Genomic DNA, 18,956 nt, shown 5'->3' with positions numbered 1-18,956 from the left:
CACGGTATGACTACCAAAAGCATCATCCGCCTACCACGAGTAAAACAACTCACGGGCTTATCCCGCTCGACAATTTACGCACTCGTGAAACGAGGCCAATTGAACCCACCGATCAATCTCGGTGCCCGTGCTGTTGGCTGGCTGGAAAGCGACGTTTCAGATTTCATCGAAGCCCGCATTAAAGCATCACGTAAAGTCGGAGGGGGTGCGTAATGGACAAACAAATAATCCCCGCCTTTGACACAGAGGTCATTCAAGAGACCAACCAAAACTATCCGGGAGACCTGGCGCAAAAGAAGCAGGTCATGGATAACACGACACTTTTCCTTGACCACTCCATTGAAACCGAAATAACCGACGTAACCGACAATCTGTCGAACGCCGATTTCCTCCAAGGCATCTTCGGCCCATGCTTGGATACCTCGCCACCGCTTGTCGTGTCATTCGCCGGCAATCCGACAAAAGCCAAGGCATCCGCGTGGAATGCAACACCGTTGCAGCCGGACACTCAACTGCCTGCCGACCGCAACAACTACTTTGCACTGGCGACATTCCATCGGGAGGAAAGCGGCAAGATTAACCGTCAGAAGAAAAACTTCTCAGCCCTGCACGCCATCATGCTCGACGATATCGGCGGCAAGGTCGACGCCGAACGCATCACACTGCCCCCCTCCTGGCGCATTGAAACCTCGCAGGGAAATTACCAGTTTGGCTTTATCTTGGCGGAACCGCTAACGGATGGGCAACAGGCTGATCGGCTCATGCATGCCGTTATTGCCGCTGATCTGTGCGATCCTGGCGCAGGCGGTCCGCAGAGCCGCCTTGCACGCCTGCCCGTGGCGATCAACGGCAAGCACACACCGCCATTCAATTGCAGCCTGGATGAATGGGCGCCAGATCGTCGCTACACCGTGCAGGAAATCATCGATGGTCTCGCATTGGACATGCAGTCTGCTGGGCGTCCAAATAAAGAGAAGGCCGGCAACGCACACCATCAAGACAACGATGGTGGCGATGATGTCCTGATCCCCAAGCCCGACGAGAACCCGGTGATCACCGCGCTCCGGTCGCGCAATCTTTACAAAGCACCGCTCGGCAGTGGCAAGCATGACATCACCTGTCCCTGGGTGTCGGAGCACACCGGCGGCACAGACGACCGCACTGCCTATTTCGAGCCAAGCGGCACCTGGTCTGTCGGCGGGTTCAAGTGCCTGCATTCCCACGGCAGCCTGTACCGTCTGCGCGATCTGCTTCAACACCTCAACGTATCGACTGCCTCGGCACGGATGAAGGCCACCATCCGCCTGATACCCGGGGAGATACACCGGATTGTCGATGCCGCCGAGCGCCTTCTCGCCTGCACGGGACGTCACTATCAGCGTGGTGGCCTGATCGTCACCGTTACGACCGATCCTGGCACTCGCGAAACACGGGTACAGGACGTGAGTGCGTCTGCGCTGGTGCGCGCACTGGCCGGTGTGGCAATTTGGCAGCGATTCGACGCACGGGCGAATGACTGGACTTCATGTGACCCCCAGACGCGTCATGCAGTAATCTTGTTTGATTCCAGCGACTATCCCCACTTGCCGGTTCTCAACGGCCTGACCCGTCAACCCTATTTGCGTCCAGATGGCTCGTTGTGTAGTGAGGCTGGATTTGACGCGCCCACGGGCATGTTTGGCGTCTTTAATACTCGCGATTTCGATGTGCCTGTAGCACCGACTCGCCAGCAGGCTGTCGATGCGCTGGCTGTCCTGGACGACTTGCTTAACGAGTTTGTCTTCGCTGCTAAGTCAGACCGTAGCGCGGCCTTGTCGGCCATGCTGACTGCGGTAGTTCGGCCCAGCCTGCCGCATGCACCGATGTTCCACCTCCGCGCGCCGCAGATCAGTTCCGGTAAGACTTATCTATGCGAACTCATCACCGCCTTTGCGACACCGCAGTACAGCACGCCGTCGACATTTCCTGCTGACGATGAGGAGTGCCGCAAGTTGCTGCTGGCAGAACTGCTGCGCGCACCGGCGGTGATCGTGTTCGATAATCTGACTGGCGATCTGGTTCCGCACAAATCCCTCTGCACGGCGTTGACGAGCGAATATATGACCGGGCGGATATTGGGAGTCTCCAAGACGGCAACGGTGAACACCCGTGCCCTGTTCCTGTCCTCCGGAAACAATGTCGGACCGGTGTCGGACATGACGAGACGCTGCGTCACGATCAATCTCGACCCTGGATGCGAAACGCCCGCAGCGCGAACCTTCATGCGACCTGACCTGTTGCGCGAGGTCCTTGCAAACCGGGGACGGTACGTCAGCGCAGCGCTGACGATCATTCGCGCTTGGATCGTGGCCGAATGTCCGAAAACTGAATGTAAGCCGCTGGCAACGTACAGCACCTGGACCGACTATTGTCGGCAAACGCTGCTGTGGCTGACCCAAGCCGATCCTGCATCCTCCGTGTTCGCTGGCATGGCTGACGATCCCGACCGGGAAACGCTGGGCAGATTGCTCGTGGCTTTGCACGGGCAATTCGGGAACGCACCGGTGATGGTGCGTGATATTGCTAGACGCGTACAAGACGGTGGACCAAATGCAGAAGAACTGCGGGAAGTGGTCGTCGACATTGCTGGTGACCGCGACGGGATCAATCGCCGTCGGCTGGGATGGTGGATCAAACGTCATGCGGGTCGCATCGTCGACGACAAGAAGCTGGTTAAGGTAACTGGGTACAAAAACGCGGACACCTGGCGCATTGAATCGGTTATATCGGTTTCTGCGGTTTCTTCCAGCCCCAAGCCAGAAACTGTCGTCGACACCGACTGCGAAGAGTTTTAACAATGACGCAACTCGACATCCTGGCTCGCGCGGGCCTAACGGTTACGGCAGACGGCAACCGTCTGCTGGTTCAACCACGACACCTTTTGACGGACGATCTACGGACCATCATCCGCAACAACAAGCCGTATATTCTGGCAGCGCTGTCGGGCGCAGTGAACGATTCCACGAACCCGGCAATGCAGAAACAGGATAGCTTGTGCCGCGCAAACGTGGAAACGTTGGTGGGGTTATTGGATCAATCCCGACCGGCATTGACAACAGGCGGCGGGTTACCTCGCTTGCCGGATTGGGATGAACGACGCACCTGCATGGAGTGCCGCAACTTGAGTAGCGATGGGCGCTGCCTTGCTGCATGGCGCGGTGAATTATACGGTGTCAGCCGTGATCATGAGCCAGTAAAAGACATTCTTCAGCGTTGTTCCGGCTATGCTCCTGGGCCGGATGATACTGACCAAAGAGAAGATCGATTTGCCGCGTTCAAGAAAATCAGAAACTCCGATCAGAGTATATAGAATGGCTCTGGCCGCAACGTTGGGCGACGACATCGGGCAATTCTGCACGCCGGCCAAAGCGAAATTTTCAGAAGACGAATCGCAAGATGGTCAAGGAGGTCTAGCACGTGGCGATATCACGCTCCATGAGCAAGCGCGTATTGCCAATCAGGGAACATGCGGCGCACATGATGGCGCACAAGCAATATCTGACGCACTGTTTCGGTAGGGTCTGGACTTTGCATACAGTTATGGGCACCGGACGTAGCGCTCAAATCCGTGAAATCCGTCGCGGTACGCACACCGGGTACGCAGTACGCAACCCCCCACGGTCAAGTGCGTACCTCCCTGGCCAGGTCGGCAATCTCACTAACGGCACGGCACGGCCATGCCGGTGGCTCATGAAAAATTTGCGTTGGTTCGCACCAGGTTCGCACGCCCAGAGCGCAACGACCGGTGCGAACCAGTGTCAGTGCGAACGGCATGAGGCAGATTAGCGAATGCCCAAACTTTCTCGACCCTGGCAGGCTTCAGCTGTCCGCATCCGACGCAGAAAGCGGCGGGTATCCGTTCGAGAGTGCGATCAAGTTCATGGGTACTGATGGTGACCTGTGGGCTTTTCCCGATGAGCGCGTGATCGACTTGCGTCCGCGCACATACCGCATCACTGTCGCCGTCACTCCCCCTGGTCCTTGCCAACCAGTTCGACCGGCGGCTTGGCACATTGGCTAAGTGCTTGCAGGGACGACCGTCCGCAACCCTACGGAGGTCGCCTATTCCGAACGGCTGCATCTGATCACCTGCGTATTGGTGGGCGATGGATGCCAATGGTCAGGCCCACTGGTGGTATCGAACGTCGCCAGTTTTAACGATCTCTGCTTCGCCAAGCCGATTACCCGCACCAACGTTCGGCTATGCAGGCGGGTGGTGCAATAGCCTGTTAGGGCGGCAGAGTGCGTTAAAAAGCCCACCGCGAAGGGTGGGCTATATGCCGCTATATTTAATTGCTATTTGCTTAACGTGTTTTGTTTTTTGAGAGTGCCAGAGGTTTGTTTTTCATGAACCATGCGCGCAAATTCACTCGCCTTCACCATCTGGCTGCGCTGGATCTTCTGGACCATTTCCTGGCTCTGCTGCCTCTGCTTGACCGGCGGGGTTGGCTTCAATAAGTTCATCATTCTGCTCTCCTTGTTTTTCGTCTCGAATAAACATTGGCCCTTGGCCACTCTGTTCTCCTAAAACGTGCCACAGTGTACGACAAAAATCATTTTCTTCTTTGGTTGGACTTTGGACGCACGTAAATAATTCCGAAGCTTCCTTACGATCAATCACAAAACTATGTGATGGATATGCAGCGACCAACGTTTCCAACGCTCCTGGACGTAGGGCTTTGCTATAGCGATTGAGCCGCTGACCATACTCCAAGGCAATACGCATAGCGCGCTGCATTTCACCTAATCGGTTAGGGTCAATTTGATTATATAGTGGAGCGGCCACGCCTATGGCAACATTTGAGGCAAATTCACCTGCCAGACGGGTAGATAGTCGGCCTCCTCGCCTAATTTCCAGCAAAGTGTTGTGAAATGCTTCGCGCGCATGATTTTGTGCTGCTTCCAAGGCCTGAATAATGTCCAGACCCGAACTTCTCTCTTCTAGTTCTGAAGCTTTCCTGACTTGAATATCAAGTGGTCCAAGTTCACCTAGATCGCCAATCACCAACTCATTGGCTCCTATCGCCACCAATGTGCCAGCACTCTTACATAGACTTGGTATCACCAACCGAATATGGGTATAGTGGTGCTTTAAACAACGCGCAATTCGATAACCTCCATCAGGGTCTCCTCCGCGCGTAGTGAGAAACACCGTAACTTTTTTGTGTTTTTTATCCTCCTCTAAAAGATTTGATAAATTAACATGAAGTTCACGAGAAATCCCCTGGCTAATCAAAATGCAATCCCTATCGAGATTACTTGCACTTAATTCGGCAACTACTTGCTCAAATGTTTTTGTCATGTGACCATCCAAAAAATATACTTTGAGACTGTGGGAAGAGTTCAATCTCTTGCTTCTTCTTCACCTAATACCTTAACCAATCGATATGTCAACCAGCGGCGGAAACTATTTATGCCGCTCATGCCCTTCACACCACAACCCGCGCCTGTCACTTGGACTGGCAATTAATTGCCAGCGACTGTCGACGTGCTTCAACACCTATAGCTGCATCCATCCCCGCCTGCATTAACCAATACGCACTATTTCCATAAAATACACTACCAGTTTCTATCGGACAACAGAATTTCAATTCATTTGTGCTGCCCTACTTAAGCTCTCCGCATAGCTCCTTACATTCACATGTTCAAAAACGACCGTTTATAATCGCTGATCAAGCCATCGGGAACTAACGGCAGGAGGTCGAACACGGCGGATACCACGTCGAATACTGGTTTGCGGATCAACGGGTAGGTGGTGAGATATTTCTACAGGGTAGAGGTCAACACAAAGCGATGGTCACGCCAGCAGCATGGCAAGGCCATCCCAATGTGATAGCCGGCCTGTTTAGCGCAGCCGTTCGATGTAATTGTATAAGGTGTTCCTGCTGATTCCGAGGTCACGGGCGATCTGTGCTTTCGGTTCGCCATGCCCGACGCGTGCGGTCAACTCACCTACTTGTTGCGGAGTCAGTTGTTGCTTGCGGCCCGTGTAGACGCCTTTGGCCTTGGCCAATGCAATACCCTCGCGCTGGCGTTCGTGAATCATCGCGCGCTCGAACTCGGCCACCGCACCCAGGAGCGTAAGCAATAGATTGTTCATCGGGCTATCGTCGCCGGCAAAGGTCAGGTTCTCTTTCACGAACTTGACCGCAATACCGTCGGTGGTCAGGATTTTGACGATGTGGCGCAGGTCATCCACGTTGCGCGCCAGCCGGTCCATTGAATGCACCACAAGCGTATCGCCCTCACGTAGGAAGTCGAGTGCCAGGGCCAGTTGTGGACGGTGCGTGTCCTTGCCGCTGCACTTGTCGGTAAAAACCTTGTCCAGGGCGATGCCGTCAAGCTGACGGTCGGTGTTCTGATCCAGACTCGAAACCCGGACGTAACCAACCTGTATGGCTTTCATGATCGACTTCCCTAAATTTGTACGCTGTGTACAGTTAGAGTCTAGACGTTGCAAGCCTAGTGTCAAGAAATAAACAAATCAATCCTATTTGCGCGCAATTTAGGGTGGAAAAGTGTCAACCCAATGTGTCATGCTGGCGTGTACCCCATTTACACCTGTATGCCGCTCACTTGGAATTCTCCAAGTGAGGCTAGATACCATCGGGGAAAGTTTCAGGCTCCAGCATGCTCGTTGACACTGCCCGGCAAGGTGATACCAACGATGCTGGCGGCGGTCGCGGAAATGGAACGCGGCTTGTTGGACGAGCGCACACAGATCGGTCCTGCACGCGCTAAGGCGGAACGCAAGACGTTCGGCTGGCCGCCTAAAACGGCCGTGGCGCAGCGCTAGGCGATGTTCACGGCTACGGCGCTGTCGCCACCATCGCCTCGTACAGAGTCTGTAGCAGCAGGCCCGCTGCGTCCTCCGCTGTTGGCTCTGCCGCCAGCGTTTCCGCTTCGAGTGCTACCGAGCCGTCCTGTTCCTGTTCCGGGTTCAGCAGGAAGCCCAGCGCGTTGGCCGGTTTCCAGCTTGCCATTAGGCTCAGTTGTATCAGTAGCTGGTTGTTGTCCGGGTGGTCGGCGGCCAGGGGTGCCATTGTCACCCCGTTGTCCATCCCCCAGCGCATCAGCGCCAGCACCGCTATCTCGTCCGTTCCCTGCCAAGTCTTCGGCAGGAATGCCATTGCGGCCTGGTTGATTGGCTGCTGATTCGCCAACTGAATCCGTTTGAGTTGGTGTTTGTCGATCATTACGTATGTCTTCCAGTAGAGCCGGCAGCTCATCTGTCGACGCTACCTTACCCGTCAACATCCTGCGTGGTCGGGCCGGTCTTGTCGATCACCAACAGTCGGTTGTCGAAGGTGGTGCCGTACTTGGCCCGTTGATGCCAATGCTGTTCGCTAAAGTATAGATCGACTTGAGGCTGTCCGAAGGTATTCGAGGCGCAGGATATCGAACCGGCCCATGCAGAGCATGGTCCTATCTGTAATCCGGTTACAGATAGATCAGATGCCATTCGGGAAAATTTCATGGTCAAGCATGTTTGTCAGCGCCTTCCGGCAAGCTGATACCAGCGATGCTGGTGGTGGTCGCGCAGATAGCGGCTAACGAAACGGGAAAGTCGAACTGCGTCATTCGCGAAAGGCTGAATTCCCGACCGATTGCAGTCGGTTGCCATATCTAGAGCCGGACATTCGTTTAAAAGCAATTTTGGCCAAAAACGGAAAAAACACATTTAAACATCCCGGCTCCGAACAACCTAGTCAGTTTGGAATTTACTCACCGACCGCTCAGGCGACGCCCCAGCTCGCGAGCAGAAACCGCTCAAGCTCCCCACGCTTCATTGGATGACGCGCGAGCATTTCCGCGAGTTGATCGCCTTCGATCAACACCACCTTCAAAACTCCCGCTTGGCTTCTCGCAGCCTGGTTGAAGCGGCGATTGGTGACGGCCAGCATGGAAAAGACGATTCCTGGATAACGAGCCGCGTAGGCGACCGACCCGGCAGAGACATCTTTGACTCCCTCCCAACCAAGCTCCTTGTTTTCGACAGTCGAGCTTTTGCATTGGATCAACGCACCTTCGTTGTGCTTGATCGCCACAACATCGATACCGCCATCGCCAACGCGCTTGGTCTTGATGGTCCGCGAATAGCCCATCTTGTTCCACAGCAGCGCGCAAAATGCCTCGAAAGCGTCGCCATCCAGCGAGCCGATGTCATCGGCCGTCAAAAGCTCATTGCTGAACGCGTTGCCGCCATCGGGAGCCTCCAAGTCGCCAAAGTCAGCGGGGCTCACGTCTCCCGCCCCATTGAGCATGTCGGTCGAAAGAGCCCGCTTTTTGTCGAGCAGCTTGTCGAGCTTGGCATCGAAGGTCAGGAAGTCGTGGGCTACTACGACCGGATAATAGACATGGACATCACGCTTCTGGCCGATGCGATAGGCCCGGTCCGTGGCTTGATCCTCCTTGGCCGGGTTCCAGGTCCGCGTGAAGTGGATGACATGGTTGGCTGCCTGGATGTTCACGCCAAACCCCACGGCCAACGGCGACAGGACGATCACGCCGAAGCCAGGCAGCTCCTGGAACGCCTTGATCCGCTTCTGACGGTTGTTCGCGTTGGCCGAGTCTGCCGACGTATCCCCGTTTATCACGTCGGGCATGAATTCGAAACGATCCGAAATGGCCCGCTGCAATGTCCGCTGCAAATCCCTAAACTCACAGAACACGATGGCTTTCTCTTCGGCCTTCTTGATCTCTTGAAGATGAGCCAGCATCCAAGCCATCTTGGGCGAATTCCTCTCGATGTCGGCGAGCGGCTCGGACTCGGTGGAGAGATGGCCTGGCGATCGTGGATCGGAGCAGAGCCGGCGCAGGTATTGCAGCAGTCCCAACGGGGACTGCATGCCGGTCGCTTGGCGTCCGCCCGACCTCGATCTGAACTGCGCGATGGCATCGGCATACAGCACGCGCTGGCGCTGCGACAAGGGCAGGGCCCGGCATCCCTCGAACTCGATCTTCTTGGGCAGGTCCTTGGCGACTTCCGCCTTGGTGCGCCTGAGCTTTTGCGGCTCGATCAAGCCTCGCAGCTCCTCGATGCGGGCCTTCTCCTCGTCGGTCTCGGACTCGATCGGCTTGCGGTATTTAGAGCCAAAGTCCTTCAACGCTCCGAGCAGCCCCGGTTGGACAAAATCGAACAGGCACCAGATGTCGGTCAACGTGTTCTCGACGGGCGTTCCCGTGCAGGCGATTTTCAGCCTGGCGTTTTGCTTCTTGGCCGCGCGGGTCACCAACGCGTTGGGGTTCTTGATCTTCTGCGCCTCATCGCAAATCATGGCAGACCAGCGCTGCGCCGCCAACGAAAACTCAAGGTCCCGAAGCGTCTCGTAGGTTGTGAGGACAACATGGGCCGAGCCCAGCCAGCCCGGCGACAGCAGCTTGGGCGAGCCGGCCTCGACCAATCCTTCATCGAGCGCGGCCTTGGACACCCTCTTCGACGCCAGGTCCTGGCCATAGAGCGTGAGGACCTTCATCGTGCCTGGCGCGAAGAACTTGGCGATCTCCTCCTTCCAGTTCTCGAGCAGGGAGACCGGGGCCACCACCAGGAACGGATCGATGCCGGGCTCGCGCTCGATGGCTGCGGCCATGAATGTGAGCAACTGGATGGTCTTGCCAAGGCCCATGTCGTCGGCGAGCAGCGCGCCTCGGCATGCGGCGGGGGAGTGCCGCCACAAATGCTGGAGCCAGGCGACGCCGTGGAGCTGGTACTCTTTGAGCTCGATGTGGCTGAGCAGCGAGGATGGCAGCGCCGCCGACTCAGTCAGGGCGGCGAGGACTCCGCGCCGCTCCTCGTAATCCAACGCGTCCACATTGGGCTTGACGACTAACCCCTTGCGCTCGGAGGCCCTGCCCCTGGTGGATGGCTTCTTGGGGTCGAACGATCCCTTCGACACGTCCTCGCGGACCTGGCCCAAGGTTTCGAGGGCATCGACCGCCCACGCGACCGGCACCGGCTTGGGGCAGCCTGGAAACTCGAAGGTCTCGCGCTTCTCCTGGCGAGCCTTGTCGAGCTCTTCCCGGAATGCGTCAAGATTCCTGTTGTCGAGCGCGATGGCCACCGTCTCGCCGCCGCCCTCTGGCGTGAAGCACAGGCCCAAATCGACGTTTTCCGGGAACCACCCTGCGTCCTCGTTCTTCTTCGCGATGAAGGGCGAGTAATAGGGTTTCTCAACCCCAAAACCGCCCACGCGCTCGGAATACTTGGACAGATCGAATATGTCGGCCGCGCTGATGCGGTTGGGCCGCTGCCAATCGTTTAGAGCGCTGCGCAGCAACGCCGCTTGGCCTGGCGTATCGCCCAAGATTTCCAGGTCGAAGCCCTCCCAGTGGCAGCACTGCGCGCCGGCCGTCATCTTGGCTTCGAGCTTTTTGAGGAAGTCCCCCAACGCGGCCGGCCCCTCGAACTTCACCTGTTCGGCCTGGACCGCGCCCCGAAGCGTCTCCTCGACGAGCAAGGCGACCTCATACAAATGGCCCTTGTCATCGCGCGACACCTTCGCGGTGAAGCGGGCGAACACGATGCCGGCATCCTCGCGCGCGCGCTCGAATTGCTCGGGATCGATGACCTTGGCCGCATCCGGCCCCAGCGTGGCGAATGGGTTGCGGACGAACGCCTCGGCGCGCTCCCCCGCGATGCGCCGGCCAGGCATGCGCCTGATCTCGCGCAGCACCGTCCGCGCCTCTTCCGACAGCAGCACATGCACCAAGCCATTCCCATCTGGAATCTCATAGCGCTCCGGCACGGCATCGAGGCGATCGAACATTTCAAGCCAGCGAGGCGGCGCGCCATCGAATCCGGGCATGACCTCCACCAGCTTGTCGCCAACCACATCGCCCTTGCGAAGATCGATGCGCAAACGCTCGGGCGTCAGGACCACGGTCTTGCGCAGGTAGTCGGTCAAGTCCGCGCCAGCGCGGGAGGCATGTCCCCGGATCGTCGACCAATCGCGCTTGTTGATCTCCGGCGCGCGCTCGCCGGCCTTCCGGCTTCGCTGCTCGGCGATGGCCTGGACCATGCGCCAAGCCGCCTCAGGCACGATCGCCGACTTGCCTCCCGCAGTCAGCACGGCGCCATCGATGCCGACATTGCCATTGGGTCGCTGCCCATGGGGATCGAGCCACCCTTGGATGCTGACGGCGAAATTGGCGTCCGACAACGTGCCGCTGCTGGACAGCACTGGCTTCCATGCCTCTTGCTTGGGCAACCCCAAAAGTCCAAGAGCGCCGCCATGCTCAGGCGACTCCGTCAGCATGTAGTAGGCCGACCATGGAAGGCCGGCGCCATCGCCGCGCAACTCGGCGAATCCCTCCTCCTCAAGCTGGCGAAGCAGCAGCACCAGCTCGGAGCCCACTGCGAAGGACATCGGCGACGAAAGCCAATCGTCGAGCGCGGGCTCGGGGCGGAAGCGCGCGCCTTCGCGATCCCAAGAAACCAGCACCGTGGCGGATGGCTGGGCGGTGTCGCTTGCCGCAGCCTTATCTTTTGATTGGAACGGGGACCAAACCATTGTCTACTCCTTGAACCAGCCACGGCCGGCCCGGTATAAAAAGTCCAACGCCTGCAATTTCCTTGCAAGATGCGATGAACGCTCCGACTCATAGACCCATAGCGCGCCGCCCGCTCCTCGAAGATCGACCACATTGACGCGGCCATCAGCGACCAAAACTTCGAGCTCCGGCACGCATGCGGGCCGAAGCTCCGGCTTCTTCCCAATGAGCTTGGTCAGCTTGTCGTCGAACTTCTGCTCCCAACTCTTCAACGCGACCGGCGAATCGCGATGGCCGATCTTGTCCTCGTTGTCGTCGCCCCTGATGTCGGCGATATGGATGGCCGCGCTGGCCCGGCCGGAATTGAGGGATTCGAGAAGCGACGGGCTCAGCGAATCCCAGCGGAACAGGTAGAAGGCGTTGCCGGCCGCGCCGAACTCGACGGCCAGATAGGCGCCAATGCGCATGACGAACGCGTTGTTGTCTCCCGTCGTGCCCTCCAATCGAAGAAGACGCCCCTTTGCCCGCTCGCGGAACTCGCCAAACTTGCCGCCCCTGCGCGACGACGCGGATGACCCCAGGGCAAACCACATGTCCTCGACAAATGGAACGAATCGCAGCCAATAGGCCACTCGCCGCCTGTCGTTGATCCCCTCGGCGCTGAGCAACTCGAAGAAATCCGAGACCAATCGCTCTTTGAGCCAAAAGAACACCATCTCGCGCGCCTGGTCGTCGGCTTTGTCGCCAACGCGAACCCACGCATCCCAATGAGTCCGACGAAGCCAAGGATTGCCGATCGTCGAAGTGGCGGCGTCCCGCAATGCAGCCTGCTCGGGCCGGTCGCTGCAGCGGGCGTAGCGCGACACCAGTTGGGCCACGCACCGAATCCTCAACGGCTCGCTGATGGACACTCCAACGCGGCCCATGGTGATCGCCAGCAGATCAGGCAACGCGGCTTTGAATGGAGGGTCTTTGAGGTCCGACGCGGCCTTCATTTGGGCGAACACCGCCTCGTCGATCACCCATGAGTTTTCTGGGATGGATAATCCCTCCCGCGCGTCGTTCAAGCCCGACGCGTCGCCACGCAAGAGATCGGCTCCGAACTTGTCGCACGGCTGGCTGGTCAGCAATTCTGGGTGGCGCAACAACGTATCGAACCAAGGTGGCTTGAAGTCGAGAAGCTTCACGATGTGATCGCGCTCGGCGCGCAGCCATCCGCGCAAGCCGCTCCAGCCTGTCTTCGATTCCTGGCTGACTTCCTTGCCGTTGGCGGGAAACGAGAAGTAGGCCGACAGCAGGGCTTGGAAGCAACGCAGACGCCGATGTGTGGAGGGCTGCTGCTCGGCCATGCGGGCAACGGCGCCGCGCAGCGCTTCATCCGCCAGCAACGACCATCCCTCGCCATCCAACGCGCCCATACCGAGGCAGACGTATTTGAGGTCGCGGAATCCGCCGATCTTGCCCGATTTCTTGAAATCCGCGATCGCCGCCATGATCGAGCGCGGATCGGCGGCGATGCCCGCCCCGCCATGGTCGTGATGGACGCGCTTGCGCGCGCGGGCCATCTCCGCCGGGTCCGACCACGTCTCGGGGGATTTCGGGCCGGCGAATGATCGCGCGAGCCCGGCTTGGAGGATGGCTAGGGAGTCGATCATCTGTCGTTGGGGCATCTGAGCCCTGGGTCCAATGGGATGTCGGGCGGCGGCTCCTTCATCGAGCCCAGATCGCGAAATTCAAGCTTGATCTCCACCCGCCTCATCTGCGCCGCGCTGCTGGACGCCGTGTTGAAGGAAGAGCCGCCCGCGAGGAACAGCGTTTGGATCAACGCGCGGTCGGCGGCCGACAGCGCATCCGGCTGCTGCGTGCTGAGCAAGGCGCATAGCACCCGCTGTGAGCGTTGGTAGCTCAAATTGAGGTTGAACAGGTAATCGCCAGTCTTGCTCGCGAAGCCTTCGACCACGACTCGCTTCAACCATTTGTCGCACTTGGCCGAGCGGGCCACGTCCAGTACGCGCGGGACGAATTTGCGGACGAAATGCTCATCATCAGGCTTCTCGAACTTGTGCTCCTTGTCCTGGAACTGGACCAAGGTGCCGAAATCTATGGAGTGGCCATGCACCGTGACGCCCTTGAACTCAGCGAGCTTCGTCAACGCGTCCACATCAGAGACGCAGTTCTCGATGGTCTTGTCGCGCTCCTCGGTCTCCTTCTTGATCTGCTGCAAACCCTGCGTGACCGCCATCAACGCGACAGCCATCGCCACCAGGAACAACACCATCAACGCGGTCATCAAATCCGAGAATGAAATCCAGAATGGCTTCTCGCCCTCCTCTCGGCCGCCGCGTCGCTTGGGAACTTTGATTCCAAGCATGGCCCATTACCTCCGAACCGGAATGTCGTCGACCACGTCACCTAGGTTCTTGATCGCCCCGGAGAGCAACTGGACCGAACTCGACAGCTCACTTTGGAAATGCCGATTCCCCTCGCGGAGGGTGTTCTCGATGTTTTCCCGGAACGACTCGTGGGCCTTGACCAGGACCTCGCTGACGCCTTGCAGGTATTCCTCCGCCTGCTTCTGCGCGACCGCGAGATGCTGGGCCGCTGCCTCGATCCGGCCAATGATCTCGGATGTCATCGACGCGTCGCGCTTGGCGTTTTCGAAGGTCTCCTTCAACTCCGCGACCATCAGGGCGAAGGTGTCCCGCGTCTTGGCATAGTCGGCGAAGATCGCCCGCGCGCCATCGGTGGACATGGTTAGCTGGGTCGATGCGACCTTGATGGCCTCAGTGGCAGTGGCCGATGCCCGCATGGTCTCCGACACGCCCTGGCCCGCCTTGGCGAAATCGGTGGCGGCGACATAGAGCGTCTCCGCGCCGGAGTTCATGCCCGAGATCGCCTTGTCGGTAGCCAGCGCCAAACTCGCCACCGTGTTTTGCAGCGACTTGTTGGTCTCCATCGATTGGGCTAGCAACTGCTCGACCTGGCCTGACAGCGAGCCGATGGCTTGGCCGGTGGTCTGCTCGAATCGCGCGTGACGCTCGCCCTGCGACTCGGCCGCCTGCTCGGCTTGTCTCCGGAGCTGCTCGACAACGCCGGCGACCTGGTCGCCCACCGCCGTCAGCGTGTCCTTGAGCTTCTGCGAGGACTCGGTCTGAGATTCCGACACCAACGCCTTGATCTGCTCGACGAACGCTCCCATCTGGGCGTTCATCGCCGCTTGGCGGGCATCCATGGCCTCCAACGCCTTGCCCAGCCGTTCGCCCATGGCGTCGACCGTGTTGGTCCCGGCGGCGTCCATGTTGGCCGCGAGTTGCCCGAACTGGATCGCGGTGGCCTGCATGGATTCGCTGGCCTTGACCATCAATTCGGACATACCCGCCATCTGGCCGCCGAACATCTCGCGCATCTGCGACGCGAAGCTCGCCAGCACGTCCGTAAGCATCTTGTTGACGGCATCGCCCTGGTTGGAGCTCACGCCCTGGACGGCCTTGGTGATCGCATCCATCGGGCCGCTGAGGCTGTCGGCAATCGCCTTGCCCACATCCGACGACATCTGGCCGACGTTTTGGGCCTGCGCCTCCATCTGTTGAGTGGCCAACGTCGTCAAAATCTCTTTGAGGTCGGCGACCAACGCGTCCTTGATCTGGGCCGACTGCGTGGCGGCGTTCTCCGACGAGACGACAAGCCGCTCGAGGTATTCCTCGCCCGCGCCGCCCTTGAACAGACTGTCGATCAGCTCGCGCAATTCCTCGACTTGCCGGCAACGCGAAGTGACGAGGGACTTCTCGATCCAAGTGAACAACATCGCCAAGCCGATGGCCGAGGCCGAAACGAAGAAGGCGTGCCCCACCGAGTTGACCAAGTTGCGGAGCTGTTCCTGCGCCTTGGTCGGATCAAGCGAGACATCGAAGCTGATGAGCCCCTTGATGAGGCCCAAAAACGTGCCGATAATTCCAAGGCCCGTCAGCACGCCTGGCAAATGCTTGTAGAACTCCGTCTTCAATCGGCTGTCGACGATCGCCTGCTCGGTGAAGAAGTTCTCCGCGAGGGCCGTGGACCGCCAACGCACAATCTGGCTCTGCCCGTTCTCGTCATCATCTTTCTGCGGGTGCAGCGTCTTGCTATATTCGTTCCATAGATGGCTGAGCGCCGGCCCCGACATCGCCTTCTCGCCGATCTCGCCAAGCTCGGTGACATCCCCCTTGATCTTGGAGCGGATGGTCCGCAACGCGGCCAGCGACTGTTTCAGCTCCCGCGACAACTTTATCGACTGGCCGACAAAGCGGACCAGGAAGTCGATCGTGATGATGACAAGAAAGGCTCCCACAAGGAGCATGTGCCAATATTCTTTGGCTAGATTTGCGAGATCGAGCTCTCCCATATTGAACTTCCCCTATTTTTGATCTTGTCTAACGCCGCCCCATGCGAAAAGCCGAAACACTCCCTTGTTGACGTCTTCCGGGGTATTTTCTTGATGTCGTCGATCATGCAGAGATGTTAATAATGGCAATTGATGAAAAAGTCATCTTATCCCATCTCTTATATTGCAGATATGAAACTTTGGCAAATCACGTTGGGAATATGCGAACAGTCGGTGGGTCGGGACGAGGAGGATGGGTCATGCAGCTGACTACGGTCTGAGACTGATAATGGCTAAAGCCTCTTTGGGTCCGATGAAATCGAACCAGCTAATAAATGTTTTTGCGGGTATCAGTGCGGGTATATATGAATCGAAAAATTCACAAACCCTTTATTTACGCCACTTTCAAGACACTATTCAACTCCACCTATCACAAAAACCCGTCTCTAGCCTAATGCTGATGAGGTTTTTCTGTTTTAGGACGTCCAGCACCTCCCATTTACATCCAATTTTTTTGCATCCATAGCTGTGGCTCTGACTAGGCCATTGCAACATCCCCTCGCCGCAGTAGCCGAGTCGCGCAGTACATGCGCCATCGGGTCAAATATTCCAGCGGCGATTGGCCAGCCACGGTCTTGAAGCGGGCCGCAAAGCCCGGACGCGACATGCCTGCATACGCGCCACCGATTCCGCAATCCTGCCCTCCGTCGGATTCCCGTGCACCAACGACGCAGTGTCAAGCTTTGGTTGGTCGGAGTGCGGGCAAGCGCACCGAGAAACATCTCCAGAGCAAGAACGAGGATCAGCGCTTGCTGCCTTAGGCAGAGTTCTGACTGGAGGCATTCATCAAATTGGTACGCAGGTTGACGATGGCTTTTTGCAGCACGCGGAATTCCTCCGGCGCCAGGCCGGATGCCTTGGCCGTCACCTCGCGGAAGGCGAAGGCCTTTTCCCTCAGCTCCCTCCCCGTTTCAGTAAGCGACACGAGCACGCTGCGCTCGTCCTCGCTGTCGCGCTCGCGGCGCACATAGCCCATCGCTTCCAACCGTTTCAGCATAGGCGTCATCGTGCTCGGTTCCAGAAACAGCTTTTCGCTCAGCCCCTTGACGGTCTGGTTGTCCTCTTCCCAAAGGCAAATGATGGTGACGTATTGCGGGTAAGTGAGCCCGAGCTTTTCCAGCACAGGTTTATAGACGCGCGAATAAGCGAGGTTGGTCGAATAGACGGCAAAGCACATGAAGTCGCCGAGCCTTGCAATGTCTTTGCCGGAGTTGGATTTGTTGCTCATTTAATATCCTCAAAAAATTATTTATCGAAATAATGATTATCGTACTTGAAAATTGCAGCGAGCTCGGATATGTTTACCTTCATAATAATTATGACGATAATTAATTATTGCTGCTGGCCACGCCGTATCGATTGCGGCAAGAACCTGAAAACCACCCCACCATCACCGGAGAAAGCAAATGCGCCAATACCTCAACAACCATCGCCGCCTCGTCCTTGCCACTGTCGCGTTCGCCCTTGCCGGCGCTCAGTTTGCATTGCCAGGAACAGCCAAAGCACAATCCGCAAGCGCAGTGGCGAGCGTGACTGCAACGGCAAGCCACGGACTGGCTAGCTTCAAGTCCATCAAGCAGATCAACGCCGGCGACCTCAACGTCGGCTACGTTGACGAAGGCCCGGCCAACGGCCCGGTAGTCATCCTGCTGCACGGCTGGCCGTATGACATCAACAGCTTTATCGACGTCGTGCCCCTGCTGACCAACGCCGGCTATCGTGTGATCGTGCCGCACCTGCGCGGCTACGGCACCACGCGTTTCCTCGACCCCAATGCAGTGCGCAACGGCCAGCCGGCGGCGCTTGCCTCCGACGTCGTCGCGCTGATGGATGCGCTGAAGATAGACAAGGCCGTCCTCGCCGGTTACGACTGGGGCGCTCGCACCGCCGATATCGTTGCTGCGCTGTGGCCGCAACGCGTCAAGGGCCTGGTTTCCGTCAGCGGCTATCTGATCGGCAGCCAGGAAGCCGGCAAGCAAGTCTTGCCGCCGAACGCCGAGCAGCAATGGTGGTACCAGTTTTATTTCGCTACTGAGCGAGGCCGCGCCGGCTATGAAAAGAACCGCCACGATTTCGCCAAGCTCATCTGGCAAACAGCGTCGCCGCAATGGCACTTCGACGATACCACTTTCGACCGCAGTGCCGCGAACCTGGAAAATCCGGACCATGTAGCAGTAACCATCCACAATTATCGCTGGCGCCTCGGCCTGGCAAATGGCGAAGCGAAATACAACGAACTGGAAGCAAGGTTGGCGAAGTTCCCGTCCATTGCGGTGCCGGCCATCACCATGGAAGGCGATGCCAACGGTGCGCCTCACCCTGACGCCGCCGCATACGCCAAGCGTTTCACCGGCAAGTACAAGCATGAACTTGTCACCGGCGGCATCGGCCATAACCTGCCGCAAGAAGCTCCACGCGCATTTGCCGATGCCGTGATCGAAGTCGATCATTTCTGATGATGATCTGGATGGCATCCCGCCTGCAGGTGCCGGCGCTCATTGGCATTCACCCGTTCGTCCGCAGCATGTCATTGCAGTTTTGCATCATTCAATCACTTGAAAGGAAACATCATGAACAGGATCGACAAAGTTCTCTATACCGGTAAGACGCACACCACCGGCGGCCGCGACGGCGCCGCGCAAAGCGACGATGGCTGTCTCGACATCACGTTGTCCCCTCCTGGGAGCCACGGCGCGGGCACCAACCCCGAGCAGCTCTTCGCCGTCGGCTGGTCGGCCTGCTTCATAGGCGCCATGGGGCGTGCCGCCAAGGACAAGAATCTCTCCCTGCCGGCCGGCACTGCCGTCGATGCCGAAGTCGACCTCGGCACCGGAAACGATGGCTTCCTCTTGCAGGCACGCCTCAAAGTAAGTCTGCCCGGCCTGCCAGGCGATGCTGCACAAGACTTGATCGATGCCGCACATCAGATCTGCCCATACTCGAAAATGACTCGCGGCAACATCGACGTGAGTGTCACCTTGGCCTGAGGCAATTGCGACCTATCCCG

The 18,956-nt window shown here is 58.1% G+C and carries 13 protein-coding genes; 5 read left to right on the top strand and 8 right to left on the bottom strand.

The genetic code is table 11. The features are described 5' to 3' along the window. The first annotated feature begins 6 nt into the window (after positions 1 to 6). The 3 genes from BM062_RS12665 to BM062_RS25030 are packed head-to-tail and all read left to right on the top strand — an operon-like array spanning position 7 to position 3,349. Positions 7 to 213: a helix-turn-helix transcriptional regulator gene (locus BM062_RS12665; protein ID WP_092397326.1), complete on the top strand. Its 207-nt coding sequence runs from the start codon at positions 7 to 9 to the stop codon at positions 211 to 213. Then, a complete protein-coding gene (locus tag BM062_RS25560; RefSeq protein WP_175500988.1) occupies positions 213 to 2,834 on the top strand; it encodes a hypothetical protein in 2,622 nt (873 codons plus the stop codon). Before BM062_RS12665 ends, BM062_RS25560 begins: the two co-directional genes overlap by 1 nt. A 2-nt stretch (positions 2,835 to 2,836) precedes the next feature. Beyond that, a complete protein-coding gene (locus tag BM062_RS25030) occupies positions 2,837 to 3,349 on the top strand; it encodes a hypothetical protein (protein ID WP_139220039.1) in 513 nt (170 codons plus the stop codon). A gap of 1,056 nt (positions 3,350 to 4,405) precedes the next feature. Here the strand turns inward: BM062_RS25030 and BM062_RS12650 are convergent. The 8 genes from BM062_RS12650 to BM062_RS12615 all read right to left on the bottom strand — a co-directional run bounded on the left by BM062_RS12650 (position 4,406) and on the right by BM062_RS12615 (position 17,177). Continuing rightward, on the bottom strand, positions 4,406 to 5,341 hold the full coding sequence (locus BM062_RS12650) for an SDH family Clp fold serine proteinase (RefSeq protein ID WP_139220037.1): 936 nt from the start codon (positions 5,339 to 5,341) through the stop codon (positions 4,406 to 4,408). Positions 5,342 to 5,884: 543 nt separating this feature from the next. Next, entirely contained in the window at positions 5,885 to 6,445 is a 561-nt protein-coding gene (locus tag BM062_RS12645; RefSeq protein WP_092397322.1) for a recombinase family protein, read from the bottom strand. 403 nt (positions 6,446 to 6,848) lie between these two features. Next, positions 6,849 to 7,235, bottom strand: a complete 387-nt coding sequence (locus BM062_RS25555; protein ID WP_175500987.1) for a hypothetical protein — start codon at positions 7,233 to 7,235, stop codon at positions 6,849 to 6,851. Positions 7,236 to 7,775: 540 nt separating this feature from the next. Then, positions 7,776 to 11,549 (bottom strand): SNF2-related protein, encoded by a 3,774-nt coding sequence (locus tag BM062_RS12635; protein WP_254785056.1) that lies wholly within the window; start codon positions 11,547 to 11,549, stop codon positions 7,776 to 7,778. A 3-nt stretch (positions 11,550 to 11,552) separates the two neighbouring features. Next, positions 11,553 to 13,184, bottom strand: coding sequence for an EH signature domain-containing protein (locus BM062_RS12630; protein ID WP_254785055.1), 1,632 nt, complete (start codon positions 13,182 to 13,184; stop codon positions 11,553 to 11,555). Beyond that, on the bottom strand, positions 13,181 to 13,900 hold the full coding sequence (locus tag BM062_RS12625; RefSeq protein ID WP_092397320.1) for a flagellar motor protein MotB: 720 nt from the start codon (positions 13,898 to 13,900) through the stop codon (positions 13,181 to 13,183). The genes BM062_RS12630 and BM062_RS12625 overlap by 4 nt, the downstream gene beginning before the upstream one ends. Positions 13,901 to 13,906: 6 nt before the next feature. Beyond that, positions 13,907 to 15,910: an anti-phage ZorAB system protein ZorA gene (gene zorA / locus BM062_RS12620; protein WP_092397318.1), complete on the bottom strand. Its 2,004-nt coding sequence runs from the start codon at positions 15,908 to 15,910 to the stop codon at positions 13,907 to 13,909. Between the two features lie 796 nt (positions 15,911 to 16,706). Beyond that, complete coding sequence (locus BM062_RS12615; RefSeq protein ID WP_092397316.1) at positions 16,707 to 17,177, bottom strand: MarR family winged helix-turn-helix transcriptional regulator; 471 nt, start codon at positions 17,175 to 17,177, stop codon at positions 16,707 to 16,709. A gap of 178 nt (positions 17,178 to 17,355) precedes the next feature. Here BM062_RS12615 and BM062_RS12610 point away from each other — a divergent pair, with 178 nt between their 5' ends. Together BM062_RS12610 and BM062_RS12605 are read left to right on the top strand one after the other, a co-directional pair. Next, positions 17,356 to 18,405, top strand: coding sequence for an alpha/beta fold hydrolase (locus BM062_RS12610; RefSeq protein WP_092397314.1), 1,050 nt, complete (start codon positions 17,356 to 17,358; stop codon positions 18,403 to 18,405). 114 nt (positions 18,406 to 18,519) lie between these two features. Beyond that, positions 18,520 to 18,936 (top strand): organic hydroperoxide resistance protein, encoded by a 417-nt coding sequence (locus BM062_RS12605; RefSeq protein ID WP_092397312.1) that lies wholly within the window; start codon positions 18,520 to 18,522, stop codon positions 18,934 to 18,936. Positions 18,937 to 18,956 lie beyond the last annotated feature (20 nt).

Origin of the sequence: Collimonas sp. OK412 (assembly GCF_900112135.1) — a bacterium.
GTDB classification, from domain to species: domain Bacteria; phylum Pseudomonadota; class Gammaproteobacteria; order Burkholderiales; family Burkholderiaceae_D; genus Collimonas; species Collimonas rhizosphaerae.
Note: the sequence above shows the minus strand (reverse complement) of the source record. Positions and strands in the feature narration are given on the sequence as shown.

What these genes read in the sequence shown, in the direction of transcription:
- BM062_RS25560 (WP_175500988.1), top strand. Translation starts at nt 213, where the DNA reads ATGGACAAACAAATAATCCCCGCCTTTGACACAGAGGTCATTCAAGAG.
- BM062_RS12650 (WP_139220037.1), bottom strand. Translation starts at nt 5,341, where the DNA reads ATGACAAAAACATTTGAGCAAGTAGTTGCCGAATTAAGTGCAAGTAAT.
- BM062_RS12635 (WP_254785056.1), bottom strand. Translation starts at nt 11,549, where the DNA reads ATGGTTTGGTCCCCGTTCCAATCAAAAGATAAGGCTGCGGCAAGCGAC.
- BM062_RS12630 (WP_254785055.1), bottom strand. Translation starts at nt 13,184, where the DNA reads ATGATCGACTCCCTAGCCATCCTCCAAGCCGGGCTCGCGCGATCATTC.
- BM062_RS25555 (WP_175500987.1), bottom strand. Translation starts at nt 7,235, where the DNA reads ATGATCGACAAACACCAACTCAAACGGATTCAGTTGGCGAATCAGCAG.
- BM062_RS12645 (WP_092397322.1), bottom strand. Translation starts at nt 6,445, where the DNA reads ATGAAAGCCATACAGGTTGGTTACGTCCGGGTTTCGAGTCTGGATCAG.
- BM062_RS12610 (WP_092397314.1), top strand. Translation starts at nt 17,356, where the DNA reads ATGCGCCAATACCTCAACAACCATCGCCGCCTCGTCCTTGCCACTGTC.
- BM062_RS25030 (WP_139220039.1), top strand. Translation starts at nt 2,837, where the DNA reads ATGACGCAACTCGACATCCTGGCTCGCGCGGGCCTAACGGTTACGGCA.
- BM062_RS12625 (WP_092397320.1), bottom strand. Translation starts at nt 13,900, where the DNA reads ATGCTTGGAATCAAAGTTCCCAAGCGACGCGGCGGCCGAGAGGAGGGC.
- BM062_RS12665 (WP_092397326.1), top strand. Translation starts at nt 7, where the DNA reads ATGACTACCAAAAGCATCATCCGCCTACCACGAGTAAAACAACTCACG.
- BM062_RS12615 (WP_092397316.1), bottom strand. Translation starts at nt 17,177, where the DNA reads ATGAGCAACAAATCCAACTCCGGCAAAGACATTGCAAGGCTCGGCGAC.
- BM062_RS12605 (WP_092397312.1), top strand. Translation starts at nt 18,520, where the DNA reads ATGAACAGGATCGACAAAGTTCTCTATACCGGTAAGACGCACACCACC.
- zorA (WP_092397318.1), bottom strand. Translation starts at nt 15,910, where the DNA reads ATGGGAGAGCTCGATCTCGCAAATCTAGCCAAAGAATATTGGCACATG.